The organism is Microvirga terrestris, from assembly GCF_015694425.1.
Lineage (GTDB): Bacteria > Pseudomonadota > Alphaproteobacteria > Rhizobiales > Beijerinckiaceae > Microvirga > Microvirga terrestris.
This window is the reverse complement of sequence record NZ_JADQDN010000002.1, coordinates 43,882-68,778: the sequence shown is the minus strand read 5'-3', so window position 1 is coordinate 68,778 and position 24,897 is coordinate 43,882. Positions and strand designations below refer to the sequence as shown.

At 62.7% G+C, this 24,897-nt stretch carries 24 protein-coding genes; 6 read left to right on the top strand and 18 right to left on the bottom strand.

Features of this window, described 5'->3' with window-relative positions; translation table 11 throughout:
* Positions 1 to 104 precede the first annotated feature (104 nt).
* Positions 105 to 2,495 carry a PAS domain-containing protein gene (locus I2H36_RS04425; protein ID WP_196262674.1) on the bottom strand — a complete coding sequence of 797 codons (2,391 nt, stop codon included), beginning with the start codon at positions 2,493 to 2,495 and terminating at the stop codon, positions 105 to 107.
* Positions 2,496 to 2,583: 88 nt separating this feature from the next.
* Positions 2,584 to 4,695 carry a S9 family peptidase gene (locus I2H36_RS04420; RefSeq protein WP_196262673.1) on the bottom strand — a complete coding sequence of 704 codons (2,112 nt, stop codon included), beginning with the start codon at positions 4,693 to 4,695 and terminating at the stop codon, positions 2,584 to 2,586.
* A 422-nt stretch (positions 4,696 to 5,117) separates the two neighbouring features.
* Between I2H36_RS04420 and I2H36_RS04415 the strand changes: the two genes are divergently transcribed.
* Positions 5,118 to 5,552, top strand: coding sequence for a Ros/MucR family transcriptional regulator (locus I2H36_RS04415; RefSeq protein ID WP_196262672.1), 435 nt, complete (start codon positions 5,118 to 5,120; stop codon positions 5,550 to 5,552).
* A 45-nt stretch (positions 5,553 to 5,597) separates the two neighbouring features.
* Here I2H36_RS04415 and ftrA read toward each other — a convergent pair whose 3' ends face one another.
* The gene (gene ftrA, locus I2H36_RS04410) at positions 5,598 to 6,614 is read right to left on the bottom strand and encodes a transcriptional regulator FtrA (protein WP_425523278.1); all 1,017 of its coding nucleotides are present in this window, start codon (positions 6,612 to 6,614) and stop codon (positions 5,598 to 5,600) included.
* A gap of 67 nt (positions 6,615 to 6,681) precedes the next feature.
* Here ftrA and I2H36_RS04405 point away from each other — a divergent pair, with 67 nt between their 5' ends.
* Positions 6,682 to 7,116 carry a rhodanese-like domain-containing protein gene (locus I2H36_RS04405; RefSeq protein WP_196262671.1) on the top strand — a complete coding sequence of 145 codons (435 nt, stop codon included), beginning with the start codon at positions 6,682 to 6,684 and terminating at the stop codon, positions 7,114 to 7,116.
* A gap of 186 nt (positions 7,117 to 7,302) precedes the next feature.
* On the top strand, positions 7,303 to 8,271 hold the full coding sequence (locus tag I2H36_RS04400) for a DUF6456 domain-containing protein (protein WP_246718653.1): 969 nt from the start codon (positions 7,303 to 7,305) through the stop codon (positions 8,269 to 8,271).
* Here the strand turns inward: I2H36_RS04400 and I2H36_RS04395 are convergent.
* Together I2H36_RS04395 and I2H36_RS04390 are read right to left on the bottom strand one after the other, a co-directional pair.
* Positions 8,268 to 8,696, bottom strand: a complete 429-nt coding sequence (locus I2H36_RS04395; RefSeq protein WP_196262670.1) for a SufE family protein — start codon at positions 8,694 to 8,696, stop codon at positions 8,268 to 8,270. The two genes, I2H36_RS04400 and I2H36_RS04395, sit on opposite strands and share 4 nt — an antisense overlap.
* A 67-nt stretch (positions 8,697 to 8,763) precedes the next feature.
* Positions 8,764 to 9,087 carry a hypothetical protein gene (locus tag I2H36_RS04390; protein WP_196262669.1) on the bottom strand — a complete coding sequence of 108 codons (324 nt, stop codon included), beginning with the start codon at positions 9,085 to 9,087 and terminating at the stop codon, positions 8,764 to 8,766.
* Between the two features lie 366 nt (positions 9,088 to 9,453).
* Between I2H36_RS04390 and I2H36_RS04385 the strand changes: the two genes are divergently transcribed.
* Together I2H36_RS04385 and I2H36_RS04380 are read left to right on the top strand one after the other, a co-directional pair.
* Entirely contained in the window at positions 9,454 to 10,293 is an 840-nt protein-coding gene (locus tag I2H36_RS04385) for a peptidoglycan-binding domain-containing protein (RefSeq protein ID WP_196262668.1), read from the top strand.
* A complete protein-coding gene (locus tag I2H36_RS04380) occupies positions 10,293 to 10,634 on the top strand; it encodes a DUF1491 family protein (protein ID WP_196262667.1) in 342 nt (113 codons plus the stop codon). The genes I2H36_RS04385 and I2H36_RS04380 overlap by 1 nt, the downstream gene beginning before the upstream one ends.
* Positions 10,635 to 10,651: 17 nt before the next feature.
* Here I2H36_RS04380 and I2H36_RS04375 read toward each other — a convergent pair whose 3' ends face one another.
* The 6 genes from I2H36_RS04375 to I2H36_RS04350 form a co-directional block, all read right to left on the bottom strand.
* Positions 10,652 to 11,236: a carboxymuconolactone decarboxylase family protein gene (locus tag I2H36_RS04375; protein WP_196262666.1), complete on the bottom strand. Its 585-nt coding sequence runs from the start codon at positions 11,234 to 11,236 to the stop codon at positions 10,652 to 10,654.
* A gap of 109 nt (positions 11,237 to 11,345) precedes the next feature.
* Entirely contained in the window at positions 11,346 to 12,365 is a 1,020-nt protein-coding gene (locus tag I2H36_RS04370) for a hypothetical protein (RefSeq protein ID WP_196262665.1), read from the bottom strand.
* 501 nt (positions 12,366 to 12,866) lie between these two features.
* A complete protein-coding gene (locus I2H36_RS04365; protein ID WP_246718652.1) occupies positions 12,867 to 13,349 on the bottom strand; it encodes a GNAT family N-acetyltransferase in 483 nt (160 codons plus the stop codon).
* Between the two features lie 20 nt (positions 13,350 to 13,369).
* Entirely contained in the window at positions 13,370 to 13,933 is a 564-nt protein-coding gene (locus tag I2H36_RS04360; protein WP_196262663.1) for a DUF1254 domain-containing protein, read from the bottom strand.
* Complete coding sequence (locus I2H36_RS04355; RefSeq protein WP_196262662.1) at positions 13,930 to 14,580, bottom strand: DUF1214 domain-containing protein; 651 nt, start codon at positions 14,578 to 14,580, stop codon at positions 13,930 to 13,932. Before I2H36_RS04355 ends, I2H36_RS04360 begins: the two co-directional genes overlap by 4 nt.
* 20 nt (positions 14,581 to 14,600) lie before the next feature.
* A complete protein-coding gene (locus I2H36_RS04350) occupies positions 14,601 to 16,811 on the bottom strand; it encodes a PBP1A family penicillin-binding protein (RefSeq protein ID WP_196262661.1) in 2,211 nt (736 codons plus the stop codon).
* Between the two features lie 218 nt (positions 16,812 to 17,029).
* Between I2H36_RS04350 and I2H36_RS04345 the strand changes: the two genes are divergently transcribed.
* The gene (locus I2H36_RS04345) at positions 17,030 to 17,524 is read left to right on the top strand and encodes a YcgN family cysteine cluster protein (protein ID WP_196262660.1); all 495 of its coding nucleotides are present in this window, start codon (positions 17,030 to 17,032) and stop codon (positions 17,522 to 17,524) included.
* A 39-nt stretch (positions 17,525 to 17,563) separates the two neighbouring features.
* Here the strand turns inward: I2H36_RS04345 and I2H36_RS04340 are convergent, their stop codons facing one another.
* The 7 genes from I2H36_RS04340 to I2H36_RS04310 all read right to left on the bottom strand — a co-directional run bounded on the left by I2H36_RS04340 (position 17,564) and on the right by I2H36_RS04310 (position 24,851).
* Positions 17,564 to 18,490 (bottom strand): manganese catalase family protein, encoded by a 927-nt coding sequence (locus I2H36_RS04340; protein ID WP_196262659.1) that lies wholly within the window; start codon positions 18,488 to 18,490, stop codon positions 17,564 to 17,566.
* A 177-nt stretch (positions 18,491 to 18,667) separates the two neighbouring features.
* Positions 18,668 to 20,059 (bottom strand): coiled-coil domain-containing protein, encoded by a 1,392-nt coding sequence (locus I2H36_RS04335; protein ID WP_196262658.1) that lies wholly within the window; start codon positions 20,057 to 20,059, stop codon positions 18,668 to 18,670.
* 4 nt (positions 20,060 to 20,063) lie between these two features.
* A complete protein-coding gene (locus I2H36_RS04330; RefSeq protein ID WP_196262657.1) occupies positions 20,064 to 21,047 on the bottom strand; it encodes a DUF6384 family protein in 984 nt (327 codons plus the stop codon).
* Positions 21,040 to 22,218 carry a cell surface protein gene (locus I2H36_RS04325; RefSeq protein WP_196262656.1) on the bottom strand — a complete coding sequence of 393 codons (1,179 nt, stop codon included), beginning with the start codon at positions 22,216 to 22,218 and terminating at the stop codon, positions 21,040 to 21,042. The genes I2H36_RS04330 and I2H36_RS04325 overlap by 8 nt, the downstream gene beginning before the upstream one ends.
* A 176-nt stretch (positions 22,219 to 22,394) precedes the next feature.
* Positions 22,395 to 23,444 (bottom strand): AI-2E family transporter, encoded by a 1,050-nt coding sequence (locus I2H36_RS04320; protein WP_196262655.1) that lies wholly within the window; start codon positions 23,442 to 23,444, stop codon positions 22,395 to 22,397.
* A 423-nt stretch (positions 23,445 to 23,867) separates the two neighbouring features.
* The gene (locus I2H36_RS04315; RefSeq protein ID WP_246718651.1) at positions 23,868 to 24,182 is read right to left on the bottom strand and encodes a YMGG-like glycine zipper-containing protein; all 315 of its coding nucleotides are present in this window, start codon (positions 24,180 to 24,182) and stop codon (positions 23,868 to 23,870) included.
* An 87-nt stretch (positions 24,183 to 24,269) separates the two neighbouring features.
* The gene (locus I2H36_RS04310; protein ID WP_196262654.1) at positions 24,270 to 24,851 is read right to left on the bottom strand and encodes a DUF2939 domain-containing protein; all 582 of its coding nucleotides are present in this window, start codon (positions 24,849 to 24,851) and stop codon (positions 24,270 to 24,272) included.
* Positions 24,852 to 24,897 lie beyond the last annotated feature (46 nt).

Sequence of the window (24,897 nt, the reverse complement as noted above, 5' to 3'; positions counted from 1 at the left end):
TGCTGCTTTCTAAGCATTTCCGGAGGCTACGTCACCTCATGCCGTAAAGTCATGCTGAGAGGGCGGCAATAGAGGAGGAGCGGGTAGAACTATTAACCAGAAGGTCAATTCTCTGAACGATCCGGGTTGAAGATCGGCGGGGTGCCAGGGATTGGCATGGTCATGGTGAAGCGCAGCCCTTCTTCGGGGAAGTTCATGGACACCTCCGCCTGAAGCTGCGTGGCCAGCACCCGCTGCAGCAGGCGCGAGCCGAAGCCCTGCCGGGTGGGCGTGCTCACCTTCGGACCGCCATGCTCGGTCCAGGCAAAGTGCAGGATCGGCCGCTCCGCGCCCGGCTCCACGTGCCAGCGCACCTCCACCTGGCCGCCGAAGGTCGACAAGGCCCCATGCTTGGCTGCGTTGGTGGTGAGCTCATGGATGGCCATGCCGATGGGCACGGCTGCCTCCGAGGGCAGCTCCACGTGGGGGCCTTCAACCAGGATGCGGTTGCGTGCGCCGTCCTCGTAGGGGCCGAGTTCGGTCTGGATCAGGTCTTCGAGCGCTGCCTTCTGCCACAGGTCCTCGGTGAGCAGGTTGTGGGTGCGGGCGAGCGACACGATGCGGCCGACGAAGCCCTGGTAGAACTCGTCGATGCTCGAGGCGGTGCGGGCGGTGGATCCGACGATGGCCTGGACGGTGGCGAGGGTGTTCTTGACCCGGTGGTGCAGCTCACGGATCAGCAACTGCTGGCGTTCCTCTGAGTGCCTGCGGTCAGTGATATCCTGGATAATGCCACTGGTCACAAGGGTGCCATCCTCATTCAGGGTTGTCTGTGCCTGGGTCGCGATCCAGATCTCGGCGCCGTCATTGAAGCGCCTCATGCGGTACTGCACGCTGTAGGGTTGACCTGTCTCCCTGGCCTTTTCTTTAGCCTCCCTCATGCGGGGCAGATCCGCGGGGTGAATCCTATCGCGGATCTGTTCCGGCGTGATGCGTGTTCCGGGAGCAACGCCGACGATCTCAGCGGCATGATCGGAATGGCTGACCAGATTCGTGACTGAATCCCAGCTCCAATCGCCCATCTTCGCAGCCTGCAGTGCGAGGCGCAGCCGTTCTTCGCTCTTTCTCAGAGCTTTTTCGGTCTGCTTGAGATCGTGGATGTCGACGCTGGTTCCAACCCAGCCCTTGAACTCTCCGGTAGAGGAATGGATCGGAGCGCCTTGGATCAGGTGCCAGCGATAATGGCCTTCGTGAGATCGATACCTTGCCTCTGTCGTATAGGCGGTATGCAGAGTCACCACCGGCACCAGCTCTTCCTGCATGCGAGCCATATCGTCCGGATGGATTGCCCGCATCCAGCTGTGACCGAGCGCTTCTTCAGAGGAGAGACCGGAATAGGTCACCCACCTCTGGTTGGTGTAGAGAAGCTCCGTCTGCGGATTGAGGATCCAGACCAGGGCTGGAAGGGACTCGGCGATCAGACGGAGCTTGGCGTCCGTTTCCCTGAGATCCATTTCTGCACGCGCCTTCTCGACAGCCGTCCAGGTGCGTTCAGCCACATCCTCCGCCAGCGTGAGATCATCCGCAGTCCAAGCCCGCGGCTCGGCTGAATGCATGTAGAGAATGGCAGTGAGCTTCTGGTCCTTGAGCAGGGGTACAGCCAGTGCCGATCGGGCGTTGATGGTGCTGTAGGCGGTCTGAACGGCCGGGTTGCTCGCGCGAGGGTCGTTCCTGATGTCCTCGACAAAGATGGGCCGACCTTGCTTGAGTTCGGCCATCATGGTGGGAAGGAAGTCATAAAGGCGGTAGGCCCGGCCTTCGTTGCTGATCACGCCTTTCGACCATTCCCGCTCGACCAGGATAACTCCGCGGCTTTCGTCGACCTCCCCGTAACCGGCACAATCGACTTTCAGAAGCCATCCCAGGCTTTGAGCCGTGGTTTCCATGATCGCATCCGGATCATCAAGGCTGCGCAGTTGATCGTTGAGCTCCAAGAGGAATTCCTGGCGGCGCTGGGCGTGCTGGATGTCCTCCTTGATCTTTTCCCGCTCCGTGATGTCCTGCACGATCCCAAAATGGCGAACAGGCTTTCCATCCTCGTAGACATGGCCGCCTTGCACCAGGATCCGCGTGATACGCCCGTCAGGTTTGATGATCCGGTGCTCGATGTTGATCCGGGTATTTGTCCGCTCGGCGTATGCGATGGCCTGCCTGACCCGCTCCATGTCAGCAGGATGGAAGATCCTCTCCAATTCTTCGAATGTGGGCTCAGCCCCGGACGGCAGACCAAGGGTCGTCATAAAGGTGGCCGTGCCAGTCATCTTGTCAGTTTCGAGATCACGCTCCCAAGCACTCAGCTTGCCCATTTCGAGTGCAATATCCAACTTGGCGTTAGCCACATGGAGCGTGGTCTCCAACTCGCGAACACGCTTCTCCAGTTCGGCAAGACGTTGCTTGTCGCTTTCCTTGCGGGAAGAGGCGCGAACGACCGTCTCGGAGTGGCCCCTTTCAGACATTGACGCGTACTTTCGGAAATCCCTGGTATCCCGCAGCTATCTCAACCTATGCGGTTAGATACGGTACAACGAGACATAGGGCCGTACGTCAAGTCTGAAACCCCCCGATGCATTTAAGAGCGAAGGTATAGGCGAGGGCGACTTCCTCCAGACGGTCGAAGCGACCGGCAGCCCCTGCGTGCCCGGCCTCCATGTTGAGCTTGAACAGGATGGGACCGCCGCCCGTCATGGTGGCCCGCAACCGCGCCACCCACTTCGCCGGTTCCCAATAGGTGACGCGTGGGTCCGTCAGCCCTGCAAGCGCCAGGATCGCCGGATAGGTCTGAGGCTTCACGTTGTCATACGGCGAGTAGGATAGAATGTTGCGAAAAGCCGACTCATCCGCAGCCGGGTTGCCCCATTCCGGCCATTCGGGCGGGGTGAGGGGGAGCTCGCTGTCGAGCATGGTGTTGAGCACGTCGACGAAAGGCACCTCGGCGATGATTCCGGCGAAGAGATCCGGCGCCAGATTCGCCACCGCACCCATGAGCATGCCGCCGGCGCTGCCGCCAAGCGCGACGATGCGGCCGCGCGAAGTATATCGGGCTTGGATCAGAGCTTCGCCGCACGCGATGAAATCCGTGAAGCTGTTGGGCTTCTTCTCGCGCTTGCCGTCCATGTACCAGCGCCAGCCTTTCTCCGTTCCGCCGCGGATATGAGCGATGGCATAGACGAAGCCCCGGTCGACAAGGGACAGGATCCCGGTACGAAAGCCCGCCGGCATTGACATGCCGTAGGAGCCATAGCCGTAGAGCAGGCAGGGCGCCGATCCGTCGAGGGCAACCTCTCGCCGATGAACGAGGGAGATCGGCACCTGCTCTCCATCAGGGGCGGTGGCGAAAAGGCGGCGGGTCACGTAGTCGGCCGGATCATGGCCGCTCGGCACCTCCTGGCGCTTGCGTAAATTTCGTTCCCCGGTGCGCAGGTTGTAGTCGATCACTTCGCTCGGGGTTGTCATCGACGAGTAGTGATAGCGGATCGCATCCGTGTCGAACTCGTAGCCCGCCGAGAATCCTAGCGAGTAGGCTTCCTCGTCGAAGGCGACGCTCTCTTCGCGTCCTGTTGCGAACTCCCGCAGAATGATGCGCGGATTTGCGTTCTCGCGCTCAAGGCGCACGAGATATCGGGCAAGCGCCACGTGGGAGAGGATCATCGTGCCCGGGCGATAGGGCACGAGATCGCGCCAATGGGCTCGTCCCGGTGTTGCGACGGGAGCCGTGACGATCTTGAAGTCTTCCGACCCATCCGCATTGGTCAGGATGATGAGATCATCGCCGTGATGCTCCACATCGTATTTGAGCTGCGGCGTGCGCGGCTCGACCACCCGGGGCGCGGCCGATGGATCGGCCCGGTCGAGAAGCCAGATTTCCGAGGTTTCGTGGTCGCTTGCCTCGATGAGCACGAAGGCGTCCGACTGGGTGGTGCCGAGCTTCACGAAGAAGCCGGGATCCTCCTCCTCGTAGACGACCTGATCCTGATCGGGGCTCGTGCCGAGGCGGTGAAGCTTGGCCCGGACCGGGCGGTGGTTTTCGTCGAGTTCAATGTAATAGAAGCCTGACGAGTCGTTGAGCCACACGGCCCCGCCGGAAGTCTGGGACACGGCGTCAGGCAAATCTCCGCCGCTCTCAACGTCACGGACGCGAATCGTGAAGTATTCCGAGCCCTTAATGTCAGCCCCCCATGCGAGGAGCCGGTGATCGGGCGAGTGGTCCGCTCCGCCGAGATCGAAGAAGGGATGGCCCTCGGCCTCCCTGTCTCCATCAAGCATGATCGTCTCAGACCCGCCGTCGCGCGGCTGGCGGCAGACGAGAGGGTGCTGCCCTCCCTCCCGGTAGCGGGTGAAATAGGCGTACGGACCGTCAGGCTCCGGAACCGAAGAATCGTCTTCCTTGATGCGTCCACGCATCTCGGCCACGAGTCGGGTCTGGAACTCCTCCGTGTCGGCGAAGGCTGCGGCCGCGTAGGCGTTCTCCTGTTCCAGGCCGACCCGGATCTCCGAATCGAGGACGGACGGATCCTTGAGGACTTCCTTCCAGTTCTCCGCCTTCAGCCAAGCGTAGTCGTCTCGGACCTCAGCCCCATGCATCTCGAAGACATGCGGTCTTGCGGAAATCGACGGTGCAGCAGGCAAGGGATCGAAGGGGAGGCGCTCGGGTTTCATGAAATCTTCCGGTGAGTATATCGGGCAGGGATTATGCACAGATAACTCTGATTTCCCACGCCGGGTCCGCATGGGACGCAAGAGAGGCTCGAATGTTCTATCGAAGTGCCTTTCTAGTTACTTCTTCGGCTCCAAAGCATGAAAATTATGTGATCAAGTGCCTAACCTATGGACACAGGCATTAACTTTTGCTCCAGGGTTTATTGCACAGTGCAAGATGATACGAAGTTTTCCAAAGTTTTCCTTTTGAACATCTTGCATTGAGGCTGAATTTGCCATACTTGGACGAACAAGCACGATTTCTGTGCAAGTACGGTGCGGTTCTAGGAAGAAGCAAGCATTGCTTCAGACGAGAATGCTCAAAGATAGGTTGAAAAGCTTTTTTGAGCTGTTCTAAAGAGCCGGAAAGGAAGAAAATCAAAATGAGCGACAATATCGCTGCTTCGAACTACATTGAGCTGGCTGCCGACATCGTTTCTGCCTATGTCAGCAATAATTCTGTTCCTACATCCGACCTTCCGACTCTGATCAACGAGGTCCATACGGCTCTTCTTCGTGTCGGAGGCGGCACCGTAGAAGTTCCGGTCGAGGCGCCCAAGCCGGCGATCCCGGTGAAGAAGTCCGTGACCCCGGATTACATCGTCTGCCTTGAGGACGGAAAGAAGTTCAAGTCGCTGAAGCGCCATCTGCGCACTCAGTACAACATGACGCCCGAGCAGTACCGCGAGAAGTGGGCCTTGCCCGTCGATTACCCGATGGTGGCTCCCAACTACGCGAAGGCCCGCTCCGAGCTTGCCAAGGAAATGGGCCTCGGCCAGCAGCGCCGGAAGCGCCGTTCCTCGCGCAGCGCCAGCTAAACGACTTTCATACGTTGAAATCAGCCGCCCTAGGGGCGGCTTTTTTCATTGTGGAGCTGTGCTGAGGGAAAAGCTGTTCTTAGCCTCTTGAGCAAAGCGGCTTCGATAGGCCGCCGGACTTGTGCCGAGCCGCGACCGGAAGTGATGGCGCAGCGTCGCCGCTGAGCCGAAGCCGGTTACGCTGGCAATATCCTCGATCGAATTCCGGGTCGTCTCCAGCAGTTCACGGGCGCGGATCAGGCGCTCTCCGAGCAGCCACTCGCCGGGCGGCATGCCGGTTGCGGCCTTGAAACGGCGCAGGAATGTGCGGGTGCTCATGCCGACCTCCGTGGCCAGCATGTCGATGGGCTGCTCTTCGCTGAGCCGTTGCCGCATCCGGTCGAACAGGGGAGCGAATCTCGTTCCCTCCCGGGCCGGTGGAACGGGGCGTTCGATGAACTGCGCCTGGCCGCCCTCGCGATGCGGCGGCACGACGAGGCGGCGGGCCAGCCGGTTGGCGATCTCGGGGCCGAAATCATGGCGCACCACATGCAGGCAGAGATCGATTCCCGCGGCGCTGCCGGCCGATGTCAGCAGCAGACCCTCATCCACGTACAGAACGTCCGGCTCGATCTCGATATCGGGATAGGCTGCCGAGAGTTGCTCCACGTAATGCCAGTGGGTCGTCGCGCGGCGGCCCGACAGCAGGCCGGTGGCGGCGAGCGCGAAGACGCCGGAGCAGATCGACATCAGCCGCGCGCCGCGTTCATGTGCGCGTCTCAGGGCGTCGACGAGTGCTGTCGGGACCGGCTCGGCGGAGGCTCCGCGCCAGCCGGGAATCACGATGGTATCGGCCTGCTCCAGAAGCTCGAGATCGCCATCGGCCATGATCTGGAAGCCACCGATGGCGCGCAGGGGGCCGGGCTCGATGGCGCAGACGGCGAAGCGGTACCAGTCCGGCCCCATCTCTGGACGAGGCAATCCGAAGATTTCCACGGCAATGCCGAATTCGAAGGTACTCAGGCGATCGTAGGCGAGGGCGACGACGAGGCGGTTTGGCATGATGTTTACGTCTGTTGGCAGGAGCGCCACTTTCCACCATGACGCCAGTGCGGAACTCTGGCCATGGCTTTTCCACAAGGAGGATCTCATGCCAGCCAGTTCCGTCGCGGCCATTCCGGTTGCCGCACCCGCGGTCGCACAGGCGCATTTCGCCGCCCGCCTTTCCCTGGAGACCGACTGCACCGATGTGCATGAGGCCTTCGTGAGCGGACAACCCGACTTCGTGCTCTTCGACGTGCGCGGGCCGAAGGCCTATGCCCGCAGCCATGTGCCGGGCGCTCTCAACCTTCCGCACCGGGAGATCACGCCGGAGCGGATGTCGGTCTGGCCCGACTCGACGCTGTTCGTGGTCTATTGCGCTGGGCCGCACTGCAACGGCGCCGACAGAGGCGCGCTGCGGCTGGCGCAACTCGGACGTTCGGTAAAGCTGATGCTCGGTGGCATGACGGGCTGGGCCGACGAGGGGTTTCCCTTTGCTGAAGGGACCGAGCCCGGGTCGCTTGAAATCTTGTCCGCAGCCTAAACCGGCGTGATCCCTCGCCGGAAAATGCGAGGGGTCATTGCGGCCTTTATGCGGGCGGACCCCGCGCTGTCCGAGTTATCCTCAATCTTATCAACAGTTTTGAATCGCGTTGACAACTAGGAATATGCCCCCACTATCGAAGGAGGAAGGGGTACCCCTTCCTTACTTTATTTATGGGAACAAAACATGAACATTGAAGACGGCGATGCGGTTCATCAAAGTATTGCCGCGACAGAGATTTCAGCATCTGAGAAGGCCGGTTCGAAGAAGCGTAAAGGACGTGCGAAGAGCAAGGCAGCGCCGGTCACTGGACAACCTTCAAGCGATTCCCTGACCCGGGAAGCGAGGCGACTGCTCGCGGCGCTGGGCCAGCCGGAGACTTGGGCGTTGATTGATCCGACGGACCCGTCGAGCGTGCTTATCCACAGGCGCCGCAGTGGCGTCTCGGTTGGGGCAGGGCGCTTTGCAGCGGCGACGGCGGACGCTCTCGTGCGTGAGGATCTCGCCAGCTGGCAGCAGGCAGCCTCGGGGCGGCGCACCCTTCAACTGACCTCAGCGGGCGAAGCCCATCGGAGGCGCATCGCTTCACCCGATGCGGATCTCGCCTTCCTGCATCAGCACCGCGAGACGGAAACCGCGACCGTCGAGACCGCCACGGGTCCAACGCGCGTGCGGATCGACACGGAGGAGAGCCCTCTCGGTTGGCTGCGCCGGCGCCGGGACCGCAATGGCGAACCGATGATCGACGAGACAGCCTTCCAGGCGGGAGAGCGGCTTCGGACCGATATCATGCTCGCTGGTCTCCTGCCGGGGGTAACGGCGCGCTGGGACGCGATGCCGAAGACCGGCGGCCCTGCCTCTCCGGGCGAGGCCACGGATCGCATGGTCGCAGCGCGCCAGAGGCTCCGCCATGCGTTCGATGCGATCGGTAGCGATTTCAGCGATCTGCTCCTCGATCTGTGCGGCTTCCTCAAAGGGCTGGAGCAGATCGAGCGGGAGCGGCAATGGCCTGCACGGTCCGCCAAGGTGGTGATCCGCCTCGCACTGGGGCGCCTTGCGGAGCATTACGGCATCGAGTCGACGGCACGCGGACCGGCCGCTTCGCGCGGCATCCGGGCTTGGCAGGCGGTGGTGATCGAGGGCGGGCGGATCTAGGAAGCAGCCAGCGCCATCTGAGCGTCGCGGCGGATGCGCTCGACCATGGATCTGACGCCGTTCGACCGTTGCGGCGTCAGATGTTCGGACAGGCCGAGTTCCTTGAACAGGCCGAGTGCATCCGTGGAGAGCGCCTCGGATGCAGTCTTGCCGCTGTAGAGGGAGATCAGGAGCGCCACGAGTCCGCGCACGATGTGGGCATCGCTGTCGCCGAGCAGGTGCAGAACCGGCTGGCCGCCAGAGGATTTCACGTCCATCTGGAGCCAGACTTGGCTGGCGCAGCCCTGCACCTTGTTGACGTCGCTATGGGCCTTGTCCGGTAACGGGTCCATCATCCGGCCGAGCTCGATGAGGTAGCGATAGCGCTCTTCCCAGTCGTCGAGCAGCTCGAAGTTGGAAACGATTTCGTCAATGGTCGGCAGCATGGAAAACCTGTGATGTCTGCCGCTCATATAGCCATCGGGCTGCCTTTTGGCGACGGGTGCGGTGATTTTACGTGCGCGGCTTCGCTGAGGCGAGCGCACGGTCCTCCGGCTTCAGTGTATCGGCTGGCCTCGAGGCGTCCGCGATGGGCAAGCCGGACGACGTCAGGATCTTGTCGACGACGGCCTGCTTGGCGCTGTCGGGCAGGGCCTTCCAGACAGTCTCCAGATGGCCTGGGCCGCCCGTTGCTGCGGGCGGAGTAGGAGCGAGCGGCTCGCTGGCTTTTGGCGTGAACAGGGCCTCGAGGGCAGTGGTGCCTTCGCCTTTCTGGCGGACCGGCGAATAGTAGAAAATGATGCCGACGATCAGGATGAAACGGAGAATGGACAACATGGGGCGACTGGATGGCCTGAAGCGAACAATGATGCAGCACCATACCGAACTCGGTGGCATCCGCGTAGGCGTGTCATGGGAAACCTGCAAACAGGATGAACGAAACCTTGCTGCTCTTCCTCAGCGCCAAGTCTTTGTGTGGCAATGGAAAACTGGAGTGCTCTTCGCTGCCCCGCGGCCTGCGGACACCGGAATCGGCGCTGCCCGAGATCCCGCTCGGTCAATCGGATACGGCAATTAGGTTTCGTTTAAGCGCCCTCTGTCAGGCTCCGTCGCTAGAATGACAGCAGGTGGCTCCCGCCGCAGGCTTGTCCTTTGGTTGACGCGATCCAAAACGACCTCATCTCCTGAGAACGGAACGATCCTTTGCGTGAAGCTTTTGTCGATCAGCCCGATGACGATCTGGACCTTCCCGCCGTGGTGCGGCGCAAGGCGCCGGCACGCCCGCCGCAGCGCCGCACTGTGAAGCCTCAGCGCAGGCCGGGCATGGCCGAGCAAGCCACCGCTTTCGTGTTCGGTCACCCGCGGCAGATCCTCGCCGCCCTGTTCCTGACCGGTTGCGGAGGAGCGATCGCCTGGAATGCGCTGGCGCTGCAGAGCAGCCGCCATCCGGCGCCTCTCTTCACCACGCGGGAAATCGCCTTTACCCCGGAGCCCCCGCCCGAGACAGCGACAGATCGGTTCTTGCCCCCCGTGCGTCCTGGGGCTGAACTTGCCGAGCCATCGCCAGCGGGGCCGAATCCCCATGCTTTCGTTCCACAGAGTGCAGCCCCTGATGCCAGTGCTGTCGGCGCGACGACAAAGCCCGTGGCGCGCAGCCCGATCACGGACATGATCCGCAATGGCGGCCAGCCTGCACCGGTCGCCACACCTCCTGCGCGCGCCCAGCAGCCTACACCTGCGGCGGCATCGCCGACCCCGCGAACCGCCGCGCGCGATCCGATTGCGGATATGATCCGCATGGGCGGGCCTGTGCCGGTGCCGCCCGGTAATGTGGGTCGGCCCGATCCCGGCGACACGGTTCTTGCGGGCCAGCGCGCCCTTGCGCGGCTCGGCTACAGCGTGAAGGTGGATGGCGTGATGGGCGCCGGAACGCGACAGGCCCTTGAGCGCTTCGAGCAGGAACGGCGCCTGCCGGTAACGGGCGAGTTCAATGCGCGCACCCTGCGTGAACTGTCCAGCGCATCCGGTATCGCGGTTCAATAGTGGTGCGCCTCCGTTCCGACTTCTGGGTGTCCGCCTATCTCCGCCGCTGCTCGCTGGAGGGCCTCGACGCGGCCCTGCGTAAGCGCGGGTCTGCCGAGGCCGGGGCGATCTACGTGAAGGTCGATCATCTCGACGGCACCGCAAGCCTGTATGGCCCAGCGCCGCAACTCTTCCTCGACGACAGCGGCGAGCGCCTGTTCGCTCCCGTCCTGCAGGGTTCAACACCTCTGGACGTGGAGGAGCGCATGGCCCGCGAATTGCGCTTCGATCCCGACCTCTGGCTTGTCGAGGTCGACGACCGGCAGGGCAGGCACTTCCTCGACCTGGCGCCGGGCGACTAGTTTCGGAAAGCAATCCTTCAGAGAGCCCTGCCGACGGTCATCTTCGACCGAAACTCTTCATCGCTGTCGATGAATGCCGCTTCCGTGCCCGCGCCGACCGCGTCGAAGAATCGGCTGACGAAGCATCGAAAGGCCGCGCAGAGTGCGATGTCGCAAATCTGTCGGTCCGAGAACCCGACTGACCGCAGCCGCTCTATGTCAGATTCCGCGATGTGCGATGCATCCCTTGTGACTTTCTCCGCATAGGACAGCATCTCGACGTCCTTCGCAGATAAGCCTGCCGTGCGAAAGTCTTCTTGGACCGCAAGGACGGCGTCCTTGGATCCAAGATCCGCGATGAGCTGCTTGCTATAGACCTGGGAGCAATAGGTCGACGGGATGTGCTTTGCGGCAATGAGCGTAATCAGTCGCCATTCTCGCAAGCCAAGCGAAAACCCGGCCCTGATCCTGTCCGAGAAGTCCGTGTAGATCGGCAGCAGGTCGGGACGGGCGGTGAAGCATTTCGTCGCTTCCATGACGAACCCGAGCTGCTCCCGCTGCCGTTCGTAAATCTCCGCCACTCTGCCGGTTGCGCGCTCATCGCCGATCGTTTCCAGGAACATGCGCCCCTCCGGTGCATCCGACGGAATGGGAGGATCCTAACAGAAAAACGGACAGGCAGGCATCCTCCTCTGCGCGGAGCAGCGCATCCGCAGGCATGGCCGCGGCGGTTTATGCCTGATGCTCCCGCGACAGGACTCTCACGCCCAGGATCGCCTCGACGAGGGCGAGGGCAACCGGCCCGGGAACGTCCCGCACTTCACGCACCAGCTCCCTGATCGCCGAGAGCGGATAGGACAGGGCAGGGTGGAGACAGAGGAAGATCCGAATCGCATCCCTGCTGCTCATGCCGAGCACTTTCAATGCAAGCGCAAGAAGACGATGGCGACCGAGTTCGAGCACCCGCCACTCCGCCGACGAGGAAAGTTCGAGGAAAGTGGAGAGAAGGGCTTCCAGCCGCTCCACATCGCCCCTGCGGCTGACGGCCAGGAGTTCTGCGACATCCTCTTCGGTGAGAGCGCAGGACAGCGTCACGCGACGTCGCGCCAGGGTGGCTATGACGTGCTCACGAATTGCCACGCGTTGCGGGGCATCAGCCGCAAGATAAAGAGCTGCTGCGTCGTTCGGCGGAAGATCGCCACGCTCGAGCAGGACGCGGGCCAGAGCAGGCCGCCAGCGAGCGCGCTGCATAAGGAGCTTGAACGGGCCCGTGTCGGGTATTACGGCGGGACTGGCCGCGAGGGCATCGGCAACAGCCTCCTCGCCGAGAAGCAGCATCCTTCTGACGGTTGCGGGATCGAGATCAGGGCGGACTGCGAGCCGTAGGCGCCCTGCAGGCGTTGCGAGCTGGCGGCGGTTTACCGTCTCAGGCAGATGCGTGGCGTGCTGGAGCACGATGGTTCGTGCCTCGGGCGAATGCTGAACGAGATAATCGAGAACGGATGCTGGCGCGTCGGCACAAGGTGCGAGGATGCGTGCGAGCGCCAGGAGAGAGGCTGAATCCGCGCGCGGCAGGGAGCCGAGCATGAGCGCCTCAAACGTTTCGATACTTTCCCGGTCGCGGGCGGGTGCAGCGACAAACATCTCCGCGTTCACTTTGAGGAGAGCAGCGCGCATGTCCGGCGTTGCGCTCTCGGAGGATCCGAAACCCGAAAGGCCCGACCAGAGATCCGGGTTCGAAGAGGACGCCATATACAACTCGCTTCAACGCAACTGCGCGGAGGCTAGGGGGTGCATCTTAGCGCATCTTTAACGGGCATCCGCTGCACGGAATATAGGCGATCATAAGCGGAACATAAGCGCGGCCGTAGATGTTGTTTTCATGTCAGGCTCGGCCTTTTTCGACATGGCAGAGCCCGACGGAAACCATCTGTTAACCATAGGTCTCTTTTTGTGAGAGTCAGTCATCGAGGCAGCTAGTGGCACCATAGAACAGGAGGGCAAGATGCAAGACGTCTGGACGAGGTCGCCAGGAGTGGTGATCGCATTCCCGGATATTTCGGAGCGCCCGCCGCGTCCGCATCTGTCAGATGACGAACCCAGGGGCGAAATCCTTCTCTTCACGGGTGTCCGCTACGAGAGACCCGCTCCCAATCCGGGTCCTTCCCGCCCATTGGTCTCCAACGGCCGCGGCCGTCGCCGCTCCTGATTGTTCGAATTTTTTGTTGCCGATAAGACGCCGTTAGGCGTCGTTCAAAGGCTGGCGGCGTCGCGCACCATCAGCGCTGCATCCGGTCCATAGCTCGCGAGCTTTGGGCCTAAGTCCGGAACCGCTACCACGCGAAAGCCTGCCTTCTCCCAGAAGACTTGAGACTTGTTGACGGCGACCAGCGACAGGTTGTCGAAGCCTGCTTCGCGCGAATGAGCCACCAAACGATCGGTGAGCTGCGCCGCGTAGCCCTTGCCTCGAGCGATGGGCAGCAGGGCGACATCGTGAATGTAATAGGTTGTAGCAGGCGACGGGACTGCCCCGAGAAGCCGGTTCAACGGCGGCGGCTCCGCGAAGCGCCAGGGATGAGTGAGCGCATAGCCGATGGCGCGTTCATCCTCGACCAGCATGAAGCAACCCTCCGGGTAAAGGTGCTGCCGCTCCGCCAGAACCTCAGGATCTTCCGGGTGGCTGACATGGATCGCATCCGCCAGAGACTGAACCTGGTTCAAGTCCAGCGCGGTCATCGGTCGCCAGGGCATGGGTCTCAGGCGTCCGGCTCGGCCGTGCAGGCAACCGCCTTCGCCATCTCCTCCGCCTGCGGCCGCAGGCTGGGACTGGGCGCGACAACGCGAACGATCACGAAGCCCTGCACTTCGGGTGCAACGATCCGCACGTCGCGGGAGGGGGCGTTCTCGTCCTCGGCAGCCCTTGCCTCATCGAGTTGACGCCCGGTCATAGCGACGATCTCGAGTTCACCCCGCACGGCGGCACGATCCGTTACCGCAAAGAACACTCCGCCTGTCTCCTTGTGGAACGAGAAGGAGAGGGGAAGCGAGCCTGTGCGGGTGGCGACACGCATCGGCCCATTGCGCAGGTCGAACGCGCAGGTGGCGACCGCCACTGCAGGATCGGGATTGGGCAGCCAAGTGTTCTCGCCGCCGGGCGCGCTGATGATCTGAGCCTTGTCTGCGGTCAGGGTCGCCTGCACCTTGGAGAAGGCATCCTGGTCGGCCAGATAGGGGCTGCCGAGGATCGCCACGATATGGACCCCAGCGGCAATCACGAGGCCGCACAGGGTAGCGATGACGAAACGCCCGAACCCTCTCATGCTCCGCACTCCAGCCGCTGGATGACGGGCATTTCGCTCTCCTCGAGATTGGCCCCCGCGGCGCCTGGAGGATCATAGAGGCGTAGCGCGACCGTGAAGGGGCCTCCCGCGGGAAGCTGGAGCCAGTTGCCCGGTTGCACATTCCGGGACAGGGCAATGGAGAAATGGTCCTGTGCATCGCGCAGCACTTCCGCCGAAGTGAAGCTTCTACGCTTAAGTTCGGTGCTCGGCAGGCGACCGGCCTGATCATACAGGGTGACGGTCCAGACACGGGCAATGGGCGCGACCGGGCCGATGCTGTAGGAGCAGGCCGAATCGAGAGGCCTGCCGTCATTGTCCACGCTGGCCGTGAACCCCATCCCTTCGCCCGTGGCGAGGGGCACGTCGCTCCTGCGGGCGATGATGGCGCGCATGTACGGATCGGCCTCAGGGGCGCCGAGCTTGGGCCAGGACTGCCACGGACCCAGCCGGAGGCTGCCGAAGGGCGGTTTGCCATTGATGGCCCAATAGGCCGAGCCCAGGCCGACTCCCAGCGCCAGAAGAAGCGAGTAGACGACCAGGATGGCTGTGGGAACTCGGCGGATGGACACGGACAGGGATGGCCTCGATGGCGCGCGCATCGAAGCGGCCGCAGGGGCGTTCGTCAAGAGAGCTTCACTCTGCATGGTCAGGGCATGGCGACTTGGCGGGGGGCATCCACAGCCGCAGAACTGCGCGGCGCTTCCGGAGCCCTGCCTGTGGTGACGGAGCGGTCGACAGACTGGAACAGGGTGCCGATCCCGCCGAGGACTTCATAGGACTTGCGCGACAGGGTGCCGGCTAGGAAAGCCTGTGACGAGGACTGGGACGGATCGGCTGCCGGACGGCTCGAGGAGGCGACGCGGGTGGCATTGGCCGGGCTTGCACCAGGGATCGGGCGGATCTCCAGGTTCTGGTGGGCCACATTCATCACGTCGTGCCAGGTCATGGCCGGGAGCGTACCGCCGGTCATCTCGTTCATGGGGGTGGAATCGTCGTTGCCGTACCAGACGCTGGCCACCAGATTGCCCGTGAAGCCCACGAACCACGCGTCCTTGTAGCCGTTCGTGGTGCCGGTCTTGCCGGCCACCGGGATTCCTTCAAGGATGGCGCGCTTGCCGGTGCCTTCCTCCACGACCTTGTTCAGCATGAAGTTCATGTCCTGCACCACGCGGGTGTCGAGCACCTGCTTGGGCGGGGTATCACGGTCATGGCGGTAGATGATCTCACCGGAGGAGTTGCGCACCTCCCAGGCCGCATAAGGGTCGGCGCGCTTTCCGCCATTGGCGAAGACCGCATAGGACGCTGCCATGTCGATGGCGGTAACCTCGGCGGCGCCGATGGGCAGCGAGCTCGAGTCCGTGAGCGGGTGAGTCAGCCCCATGCGCTTGGCCGTATCGACGATCACGGCGCGGCCTGCCTTGGCGTTGCCCTTGCCGATCTCGACCGACATGATCACAGGAATGGAATTGATGGAGCGCGCCAAGGCAGAGACGAGCGGCATCGAGCCCGAGAAGGAGCGGCCATAGTTCTGAGGGCACCAGTTGCCCAGACAAACGGGCCGGTCGGTCACGATGGAATTCGGCCGCAGCTTCGGATTGGTGGTGAGAGCCGCCGCATACACGAAGGGTTTGAAGGAGGAGCCCGGCTGGCGCAGGCCTCCGGTGGCGCGGTTGAACTGGCTCTGCCCGTAATCGCGCCCACCCACGATGGCGCGCACGGCACCGTCGACATCCATGACCACCAGGGCGCCCTGGCCCACCTTGTACTGGCGGCCGTGCTGACGAAGCATGTTCTCGAGAGTCTGCTCCGCATGGCGCTGTAGGGCTGTGTCGAGGGGTGTCTTCACGATCAGCACGCGCTCGTTGCCGAACTTCTTCTGCGAGGCCTGGAACTTCACCTGCTCGAAAGCCCAGTCGAGGTAGAAGTCGGGTGTCGTCTCGCGTTCTCGGCTCACCGGGATGGCCGGATTGCGCCGGGCGATCTGGATCTGGCCCTCAGTGAGGAAGCCGGCTTCGACCATGTTGCGCAGCACTTCGTTTGCCCGGGCGCGAGCGGCAGGCAGGTTGACATGCGGAGCGTACTTGGTCGGTGCCTTGAACAGGCCGGCCAGCATGGCCGATTCCGCCAGCGTCAGGTCTTTCGCCGGCTTGCCAAAGTAATAATCGGCCGCCGCCACGGCGCCATGAGCGCCACCGCCCATATAGGCGCGGTCGAGATAGAGTTTGAGGATCTCGTCCTTGGTGAGGTGGAATTCGAGCCAGATCGCCAGGAAGGCTTCCTTGATCTTGCGCTCCAGCGAGCGCTCGTTCGTCAGGAAGAGGTTCTTGGCCAACTGCTGGGTGATGGAGGAGCCGCCCTGCACCACGCCGCCGCCCTGCGCATTGACCATGAGGGCGCGCAGGGTGCCGAAGGGGTCGATGCCCCAGTGATCGTAGAAGCGCCGGTCTTCGGTCGCCAGTGCCGCCTTGATCAGGTGATCCGGGAAATCCTCAAGCTTGTAGGAATCGTCAAGGTGGAGCCCGCGCCGCCCGACCTCCTGGCCGTAGCGGTCGAGGAAGGTGACGGCGAGGTCCTGGGTCTTGAGCCAGTCGTCCTCGGTCTCCTGGAAGGCCGGAAGAGCGAGCGCCAGCATGACCACAGCGCCGGCCGCGCCGAGGGTGGTCGCTTCGCTCGTCAGGTCGAGGAGAACACGGGGAGCACCGCGAAACCGCAGGCACTTCATCTTTTCCGAATACCATTCCCACGCGCCGCCGAGGCCGCTTCGGCCCTGGAACAGAGCCGAATTGAGCCAAGCATCGAATGCGAGCGCGGCACGCTTGATCCGTGTCGTGAAAGGGAGGGGAGGCTGCTGGCTCACGGTGGTCCTTCGGGGCGGGTCAGGCGGGCTGACCGCGCTTATATTATGGTCGTTTGGTATCCTAGCGGCAACGCTGAAGCGCGGCGAGGCTGATGTATATAACTCCGTACCTTGTTTGTAGGTTCACGGAGATTTACCTCTTAAGGGCTAAAAGGCTGCGACACGTGCGGTTTAGCACCTTCCTTCAAACCGCCTCAAAGAGACGTCAAAGCGCCCACATGCCAAATGCCGCACCCATGATCCGCTCCCAGCCGGAGGAGCATCCCTTCTGGCGCACGAAGTCTCTGGAGGCCATGAGCCTCGAGGAATGGGAGAGCCTGTGCGACGGCTGCGGCCGTTGCTGCCTCGTCAAGCTAGAGGACGAGGACTCGGCCGAGGTGATGTACACCAATGTGGGCTGCACTCTTCTGGACGATCAGACCTGCCGCTGCCGCGACTACCCGAACCGTCAGGCCAAGGTGGCCGATTGCGTGCGCCTGACGCCACAGGCAGTCCGGAGCCTCTCCTGGCTGCCCCAGACCTGCGCCTACCGTTTGCTGGCAGAAGGCCGGGATCTCTATTGGTGGCACCCGCTCGTCTCCGGCGACCCGGAGACGGTGCATGCGGCCGGCATCTCCGTACGCGACCGGGTGGCCGGACCAGAGGAGAATTTCAGCATCGCCGAACTGCTGGAGCGCATCACCGACTGGCCGATGGAGCATCCTGAAGACTGAAATAGGGCGGGAAAGGGTGCTGCCCTTTCCCGCTTCGTATCAGCGTGATGCCTTGTAGAGCTTGGTAGCGATCTCGAACATTTCTTCCGGTGCATAATCGGGCGTGAAGGCCGAGGGGACGCCTGTGAGTTGCTGGATCTTGCCGCCTTCGGGCATGCCCTCCACCACGGTCAATTCGCCTGGAGGATCGTCAGGCAGCGCCACCTCGCCGTTGCCCCAGATCCCGGCCATTTCCTTGTAGTCGTCCGGGCTGAACGTATAGAGGCGCCGGTGGGAGCCCTCATCGAGATATTTCTGGCATTCCGGAATGTTGCCGAGAGGGATGTTGGGAGTGGGGAGCATCTTCTCGATTTCGACGCCCGTGATCTTCTTCAGCGCCAACGCGTAGGCATGGGCGTGAACGGAGCCCCGGACCAAGAGGTAGCCGCAGACTTCGCGCCCGGTCGGGTCCGTCAGCGTCTCGTAAACACGCAGCTTATGCAGTCTGGCGCCGCATTCGAGATGGAAGTTGTGCAGGAGATCGAGCACCACGTTGCCGGTCGTGGTGATGAAGTCATTGTTCCACGACTGTCCGTTGCTGTTTACCGGCATGGCGCCGCCGCCGCCGGAAAGGAACGCTGCGGCGAGACGAATGTCCTTCATGTCTTCGAACGGCGCATCGGAAATGTCGGCACCGCCGTCTTCATCGTCATTGGCGTCATCCGGGCCGTTGTTCAGCATGGCGACACCATTGCTGACCAGTTCCACATGGCCGAGTTCCTCCGCCGTAATGGCTGCGACCAAGCTGTAGAAGGGGCGAAGCTTGCTCTTGCTGCGAAAGTTGAAGCTCTGGAACATGTAGTTCCCAAGAGTCGACATTTCCCCATACTTGCCGCCGAGAAGCTCCTGGAGGGCTGCAGCCGCATTCGGGTCCTGACGCTTCGGCGCCGGGAGATCGATTTGGAGTTTATCGACGCGTAGGAACATGGCAGATCCTCCCTTTGGGTAAGATCGGGAAACCTGCCAGTGCTCGGCGGGTTCCGGAAAAACCCTCAGCAATCCGCGCCAGCGCTGCTTTTTATAGGGGTAAGAAGTCTGGCCTCATCGCAGCTTGGTGTCATGAGATGACAGTCCTAGCTGTCCGGGATCATTCAGCCGCTCCTGTTAGAAGGACCCACCGGTTCTGAAGCCGCCTCCGCCGAAGGATCCGCCCGTTCCGAAACCACCCGGCTGTGGGAAAGGAATTCCACCGCCGAAGCCGGAATCCCAAGGGCTGGGGCCATGGTGGAAGCCGCCGCGCAGCACCTGCCCGAGAATGGCTCCGCCGATCGCCCCGGTGAGAACGCCGCCGAGCACGTTGCCGAGGGCGGCCTCATTGCCGAAGGTGCCATAGGGGGTATCGTAGCCCTGGCTGCGCAGCTCCTCCCATTCCTGCTCGATCATGGCCCGCCGCTTGGCCGTCTCCTTGAGCTGGCGGTGAGCGTCCACTGCCTGGCGCAGCGCTCGGTTGATCATAACATCGGTCGCCTGGATGCGGCGCACGAGCGCCTCGTCCTGGGGCGTGGGGGTGCGCAAGGCTTCCTCGTAGAGCTGGTTGAGATCCTCGCGCTCGTCCGCGGCCGCCAGAAGTGCCACGGCCTCCCGGTAGGGTGCATCTCCTTCCAGCACCGAGGCATCGTGGGTGCGGTCCAGATCGGCGAGCGCTGACCGGGCCTCGGCAAGACTCCGCTCGGCGTCATCCACGGCCTCTTTGTTCTGCGCGGCCTTTTCCTCCAGCGGCGGGGTTCCGGCAACTACAAGCGCTTGGCGCTCTAGCGCGGTCAGCCGGCTCCGGACAGCCTTCAGATCATCGATGATGCGGCGGGCGTGCTCGCGCAGCCTCTCCGGGATCTCGTTGAGGAGGGCGTAGTTGGCCCGCGCCTTGTCGTAGCCGACGACGCGCGCCACGACGCGGTCCATGGCGCGGGTGAAGTGACCGACCCGGTAGGCCGCCGTGCCGAACTTTCGCGTCCATAGATACATGAAGAGCGGGTCGGCTTCGTAAGGTCGGCGCTTCTCGTCCCGGTCGGTTTCCGCCTGCACGGCCTTCTTTTCAGCCTGCTGGGCCTGTCCGGTGATTTCGGCCACCCGGGCGCGGGACGCGATCCATTCTGGGTCGGCGCTGATTTTAGCCTCCACGTCCCGGCGCAGGGCTTCGACCTGGGCCAAGGCCTGCTCCAGGGCATCCACGGCGGCCTGCCGATGGGCCTCGGCCTGCCTTACCCGCTCTTCGGCCTGACGCCGCCGCTCGGTGAGCTGGCGCAAGGCCTCCTGGCGGCTGTTGAGCACGCTCAGCGCCTGCCGTTCGGCGGCATCCAGCTGGCCCACGACCTGGTCCTGGCGGATCGCGTCGAGCTTCAGCCGCGCCAGCTCGCGGAACGCCTCCGTGCGCTGGATCCGAAGGCGGCCGACCTCCTCAGTGGCGCGCGAATAGACAAGCTCGCACGCCGCCTCCTGCTGACGGGCTTTCTCGATGATGTGCTCGATCTGTGCGAGCGCCTGACGTCCCGAAATCATCGTCCTACCATTGTGTGATCGCACCATTGAGGACCGGCATCTGGTACTCGACGTCGAGCTGGCCCCGGCGCTTCTCGCCCAAGCGGTTGCGCTGCACGATGCCGTCATCGCTCTTGTCCCGCTGCACCTGCATGGCCGTGGTCTCGCTCACGCGCACGCCCCATTTCGACGCGGTGACGGTGCGCCCATCCTCCTCGCTCGTGACCGGCAGGCTGAGGATCCGCCCGTCCGGGGCGACCGGCTCCACGATCAGGTAGTAGTTTCGTCCGGCCGGATTACGCTCCGGCACCCGCCAGACGCCGCTTGGCTCTCCGGGGCGGGAGACGATGCGCAGTACATATTCGCGCCGCAGCTCCGCGCGCAGGACCTCCAAGTCATTGAGGGCCTGCCGGGCTCGGTCGGCGTCACCGCGGGCAATAGCGGTCTTGCCTTCGGCGAGGAGCCGATCGGCCCTTTCCCGCGCCGCCGGCACCTGCGCCTCCCGCAGCACATCCTCGTGCCCCTGCTCCAGGGCCGTCGGCAGTCGCGTGGCCAGCTCGATCCGGTTGCGCTCGGCCTGGGCCTGCACCTCGGCAGCCCGCTGGCGAGCAGGCTCGACGACGCCGAAGTGATAGGCGCCCCAACCGAAGGCCAACAGCGCCAGCAGGGTGACGAGGAGCCGTCCGATCCGCCCCCGGTTGACCCAGGCCCGCGCCACCGTGTGGGAGAAGCTTGGACCAGGCGGCGTATAGACGAAGCGCTGCTCCTTCAGGGCCTGCACGCCTTCCTGCAGGATGCGGTCCGGGACCTCGATTCCCTGTCCGTGGTAGATCTCGCGCAGGCGCTGCAGCAGCTGGGCGTCGCGGTCATGCTCGCTCAACTCACGGCTGACGAGGTTTTCCTGGTGGCGGAGCGTGTCCACCACGTCCATCGCGAGCATAACCTCGTCGAGGTCCCGGGGCGGCTGGTCGGGAGGGCTCGCGGGCGCAGTGGCAACCATCTCAGCCATTGGCCGGCAGCGCCTGTCCTTCCGCAACGAGGCGTGCGATACGCCGCTTGCCGTCCTCGACCGCCTCGCGGATCTCGGCGGAGTTCTGCGTCGCGAGGCGGCGCATCTCCCCGATGATCTCCTGGGAACGCTCCTGGAATGTGATCACGGAGTCCACGAGCTTCTTCACCGCGTCGGCCCGGATGGTCGGGCCGTAACCTGCCTTCACGGCGGCCTCGCCGACCTGATCGCCGATCTCGGCCAGAACCTCAAGGCTGCGGGAAACGCCCTCCTTCATCTCGTTCAGGGTCTGGGTCGACTCGTTCAGGCCGAACATGCCGGTGAACGACGCTTTCAGCGCCGTGAACACCGAGTCGTTGGTGGAGAAGAAAGAGACCGCCTGGGCATAGACGCGTTCCTTGGCGTTCGTCATCTGCATCAGGCGCGCCATGATCACTTCGGAGGTGTTGTAGCTCACCGTCAGGTTGTCGGAGAGATCCTTGGCGATCTGATAGCGCTTTTCCTCGTCCTGGGTGCGCCGGAGCTGTTCGTCGCGCGTGAGCTCGAGGCGAGCGCGATCTGCCACTTCCGTGCCCTTGAAGTTGACGACCGTATCGGACGCCTTCTGCAGATCCGCCTTGGCGGCTTCGAGCTTCTGCTCAGCGGTTCGCAGGACCTCAAGGGCCATCACCTCCGCATGTTTGAGGGCGCCGCGGAAATCGCGGTAGGCATCGAGGATGATCTGCTCGCGCTCGATCTGATCCTTGGTCGAGCGGGTCACGTCGAGATAGACTTCCTTGATCCTGTCGAAGCGGTCCGCAACATCGCCGCGCGAAACCTTCATCCAGACATTGTTGATGCGCTCGAAGAGATCGATCTTCTGGTCATCCAACTGGTCGACCATCTTCTTCGTGTCGTCGCGGATCGAGTTGAAGGATTCCGTGATCTCGCGGTAGCGCTCGCCGATTTCCATGGCTTGTGTCTGCTCGCGCACCACCTCGTTGAACACGCTAGTCTGGCCCAGGGTGCGTGCGATGATCACAATCCTGTCCTGATCCAGATCCGAAATCTTTTCCAGAAGTCCGTTGATCGGCGCGTCCATGGCCTGAGGCGGAATGATCCCGAGCTCCCGCAGGGCGGATGTCGCCTTGTCGAGATATTGCAGGGGCGTTTTGACGACGATATCGGACATGAGGTCTCCTCCGAACCAAAGCGCGGCCTCTCAGCCGCTCTGTAAATTATCAGCACAGCGCATGATCGGACGGCCATGAAAGCACAGCGGTCTAATGTGCAATCGGATCGAGGGTTCCAGGAGACCCTCTCCGGGTATCTGCAATGGGCTCGCTGGCACAGAGCGTCCATGTGGGCTCAGGATTGGGCTTCCTTGCGCCCGTCGCCGTTATCTTCGCCAGGAACCTCCGTTTGCTCGCCGAGGGTCTCCCGCACGTAAAGCTTCTTCACCAGCACATAGGTGACGATCGCGAGGGGGAAGCCGAAGATCAGGCCGAGCGTGCCGAACAGGATGCTGCCGACCAGGATGGCGAACAGCGCCATGGCGGGCGGAACGCTGATCATGCTTCGCGCCACGAGAGGCTGGATGACGTTGCCCTCGATCTGCTGAATCACCAGGACGGCCCCCATCGTCCAGAGCGCGGCTTCCCCGCTCACGGTGAAGGCGATCAGAACCGCCGGCAGGGCTCCCAGGATCGGACCGAGGAAGGGGATGAAATCCATGATGCCGGCGATGAGGCCGAGGCCGATGGGTGAGGGCAGTCCGATCAGCCAATAGGCCGACGTCGAGAGAACGGCGACACAAGACATCGCGATCAACTGCGAGATCAGCCAGAGCCTCAGGACCTGACCTGATGCATCGAGCGAGGATTCGACCCGCTCATGCTGGTTCTTCGGGAAAAGCTTGACGAGGCCGCGGGTGTAGAGCCGCGGATCCGCCGCGACATAGACGCCCGCGATCACCACCAGGAGGAAATTAGCGAGCCCGTCGAGAATGGCGCCGCCGATCCCGGCGAGGCGTGCAGCCAGTCCACCATTGGGACCATTGGATATCATCTCCGAGATGTCGTCGCTGACGGGTCCAATGCCGAGATTCTTGGAGAAGTTGTCGACAGCGGACGGCAGGCGCTCGACGACATTCGAGAACTGCGCCCGGACCTGCGTTCCAAAAAGCGCCCCGAGGCCAATGAAGGCCACCAGGATGAGCAGACCGGCCACCATCAGCCCCCACCGGTCCGGAACCCTCAGATAGCGAACCAGACCGTCGGCGGCGGCATGCAGGATGATGGCCACGAGAACTGCGCCGAAGGCCAGCAGAAGCACGTCCGAGAGCTTCCAGAGCAGAAGGGCGAGCACCAGCAGGCCGAGGGCGATGAGGAACTTGCGGATGAATTCCGCGTCTCTCATGACCCCACGTCGGGAACGGTCCCGGTCATCCATCGTTTACGCCCTCTCCACTTGCGCATTGATAATGGAAACAGCGAAGCTCGGTTCCGACGTGTGCACTGAGTGTATTCACAAAGCAATTACGGGCTGTTCCGCCTCAGCTCGATGGTATAGCGTAAAATACCTTCCCAAAATTTTGGAACGTTATCAAAAATTCATGGTTGTTCTGGCATGGAGGGAAGTCAAATGACATCGCATGTCATCTGTTTTGTTCTCGGTACGGTATTCCCGCTTGCTACGGTAGGTTGGCTGTTCGCACACTGAATGGAATGCAGCACATTACTTTCGTATGAAGTATTCTGTTTCCCAATTCCGATCGATGCCTATGCAAAACCCGCCTGATGAGTTCAGGTGGGTTTTGCATGCTTAGACGTCTAAGTCTGCCTAGCGAATAACGTCCATACAGGACTGATTGCCCTGAATATCCACGCTACAGGTCCGCTGGCGGATGGAACCGGTGGTGGTAGGATCCGAAACGACCAGCACGTTCGGCGCTGATTGGGCCTTCGCATTCTGCTCGGCAACGCCGCCTGCAATGCCGCCTACGCCTGCACCGATCACCGCGCCCACAGGGCCACCTACGATCGCACCGGTGACGGCGCCGGTCGCAACGCCTGCTGCCGTTCCATCTTGGGCGAGGGCAAGATGAGGCATGATTAAGAGAGCGGATGCAGACAGTCCGATAGCAAGTTTACGCATAACTTAACCCTACATCAGAATACTTCCGAAAAAGAACGCTGAGCTTGGCCTCAATGTTCCTTCTCTGGCCAAGTTGGTCTGGCACGTCTACTTTGACGCGACCGTAGCACGCTTGCGTAACTCTTCCTGGAGTGAGGTGGGGAGGTCGATTCCTGTTAGGCGCCAGGTGGTGCCGCTCAGGCGTAGGGTGAGCCTGAATTGCCGGTCTCGGGGCTCGTCCGGGTTCAGCGGGATCGTGATGGCCCTGAAACCCTGTGATTCAGACAGGACGAAGATCCGCAAGGCCTGCTGGAGGGAGCCGGGATCGAAGCGGATCGCTGGCCCGGCCGCCCCCTCCCGCTGAATCTGCTGCAACTGCCCGTCTTCAAGAAGATCGATCAAAGCCTGGGGGGTGAGGAGTTCCTCCAGAACCGGATTGAGGGCGGCGGCTCCAGCCTGGGCGGCGAGCTGCCGGTCACGTTCGCTGATGTCCTGGGTCTTCAGATACTCTCCAAAGATCTGGCGGGCGAGGGAGGCGCGCAGGGCGTTGAAATTGACGCGCTCGGTGATGCGCGCCACATCCTTGGCTTGGACGGCCTTGGAGAGATCGTAGAGCGCAACGAAAGGCGAGACCATGAAGATGGCCCAGCCTAGGAGAAGCAGGAAGCTGATGCGGAAGGTCCAGCGCATCGTCTCTCTATGGTCAGAGGGTCAGGAGCCGCCCCCATCGGACAGG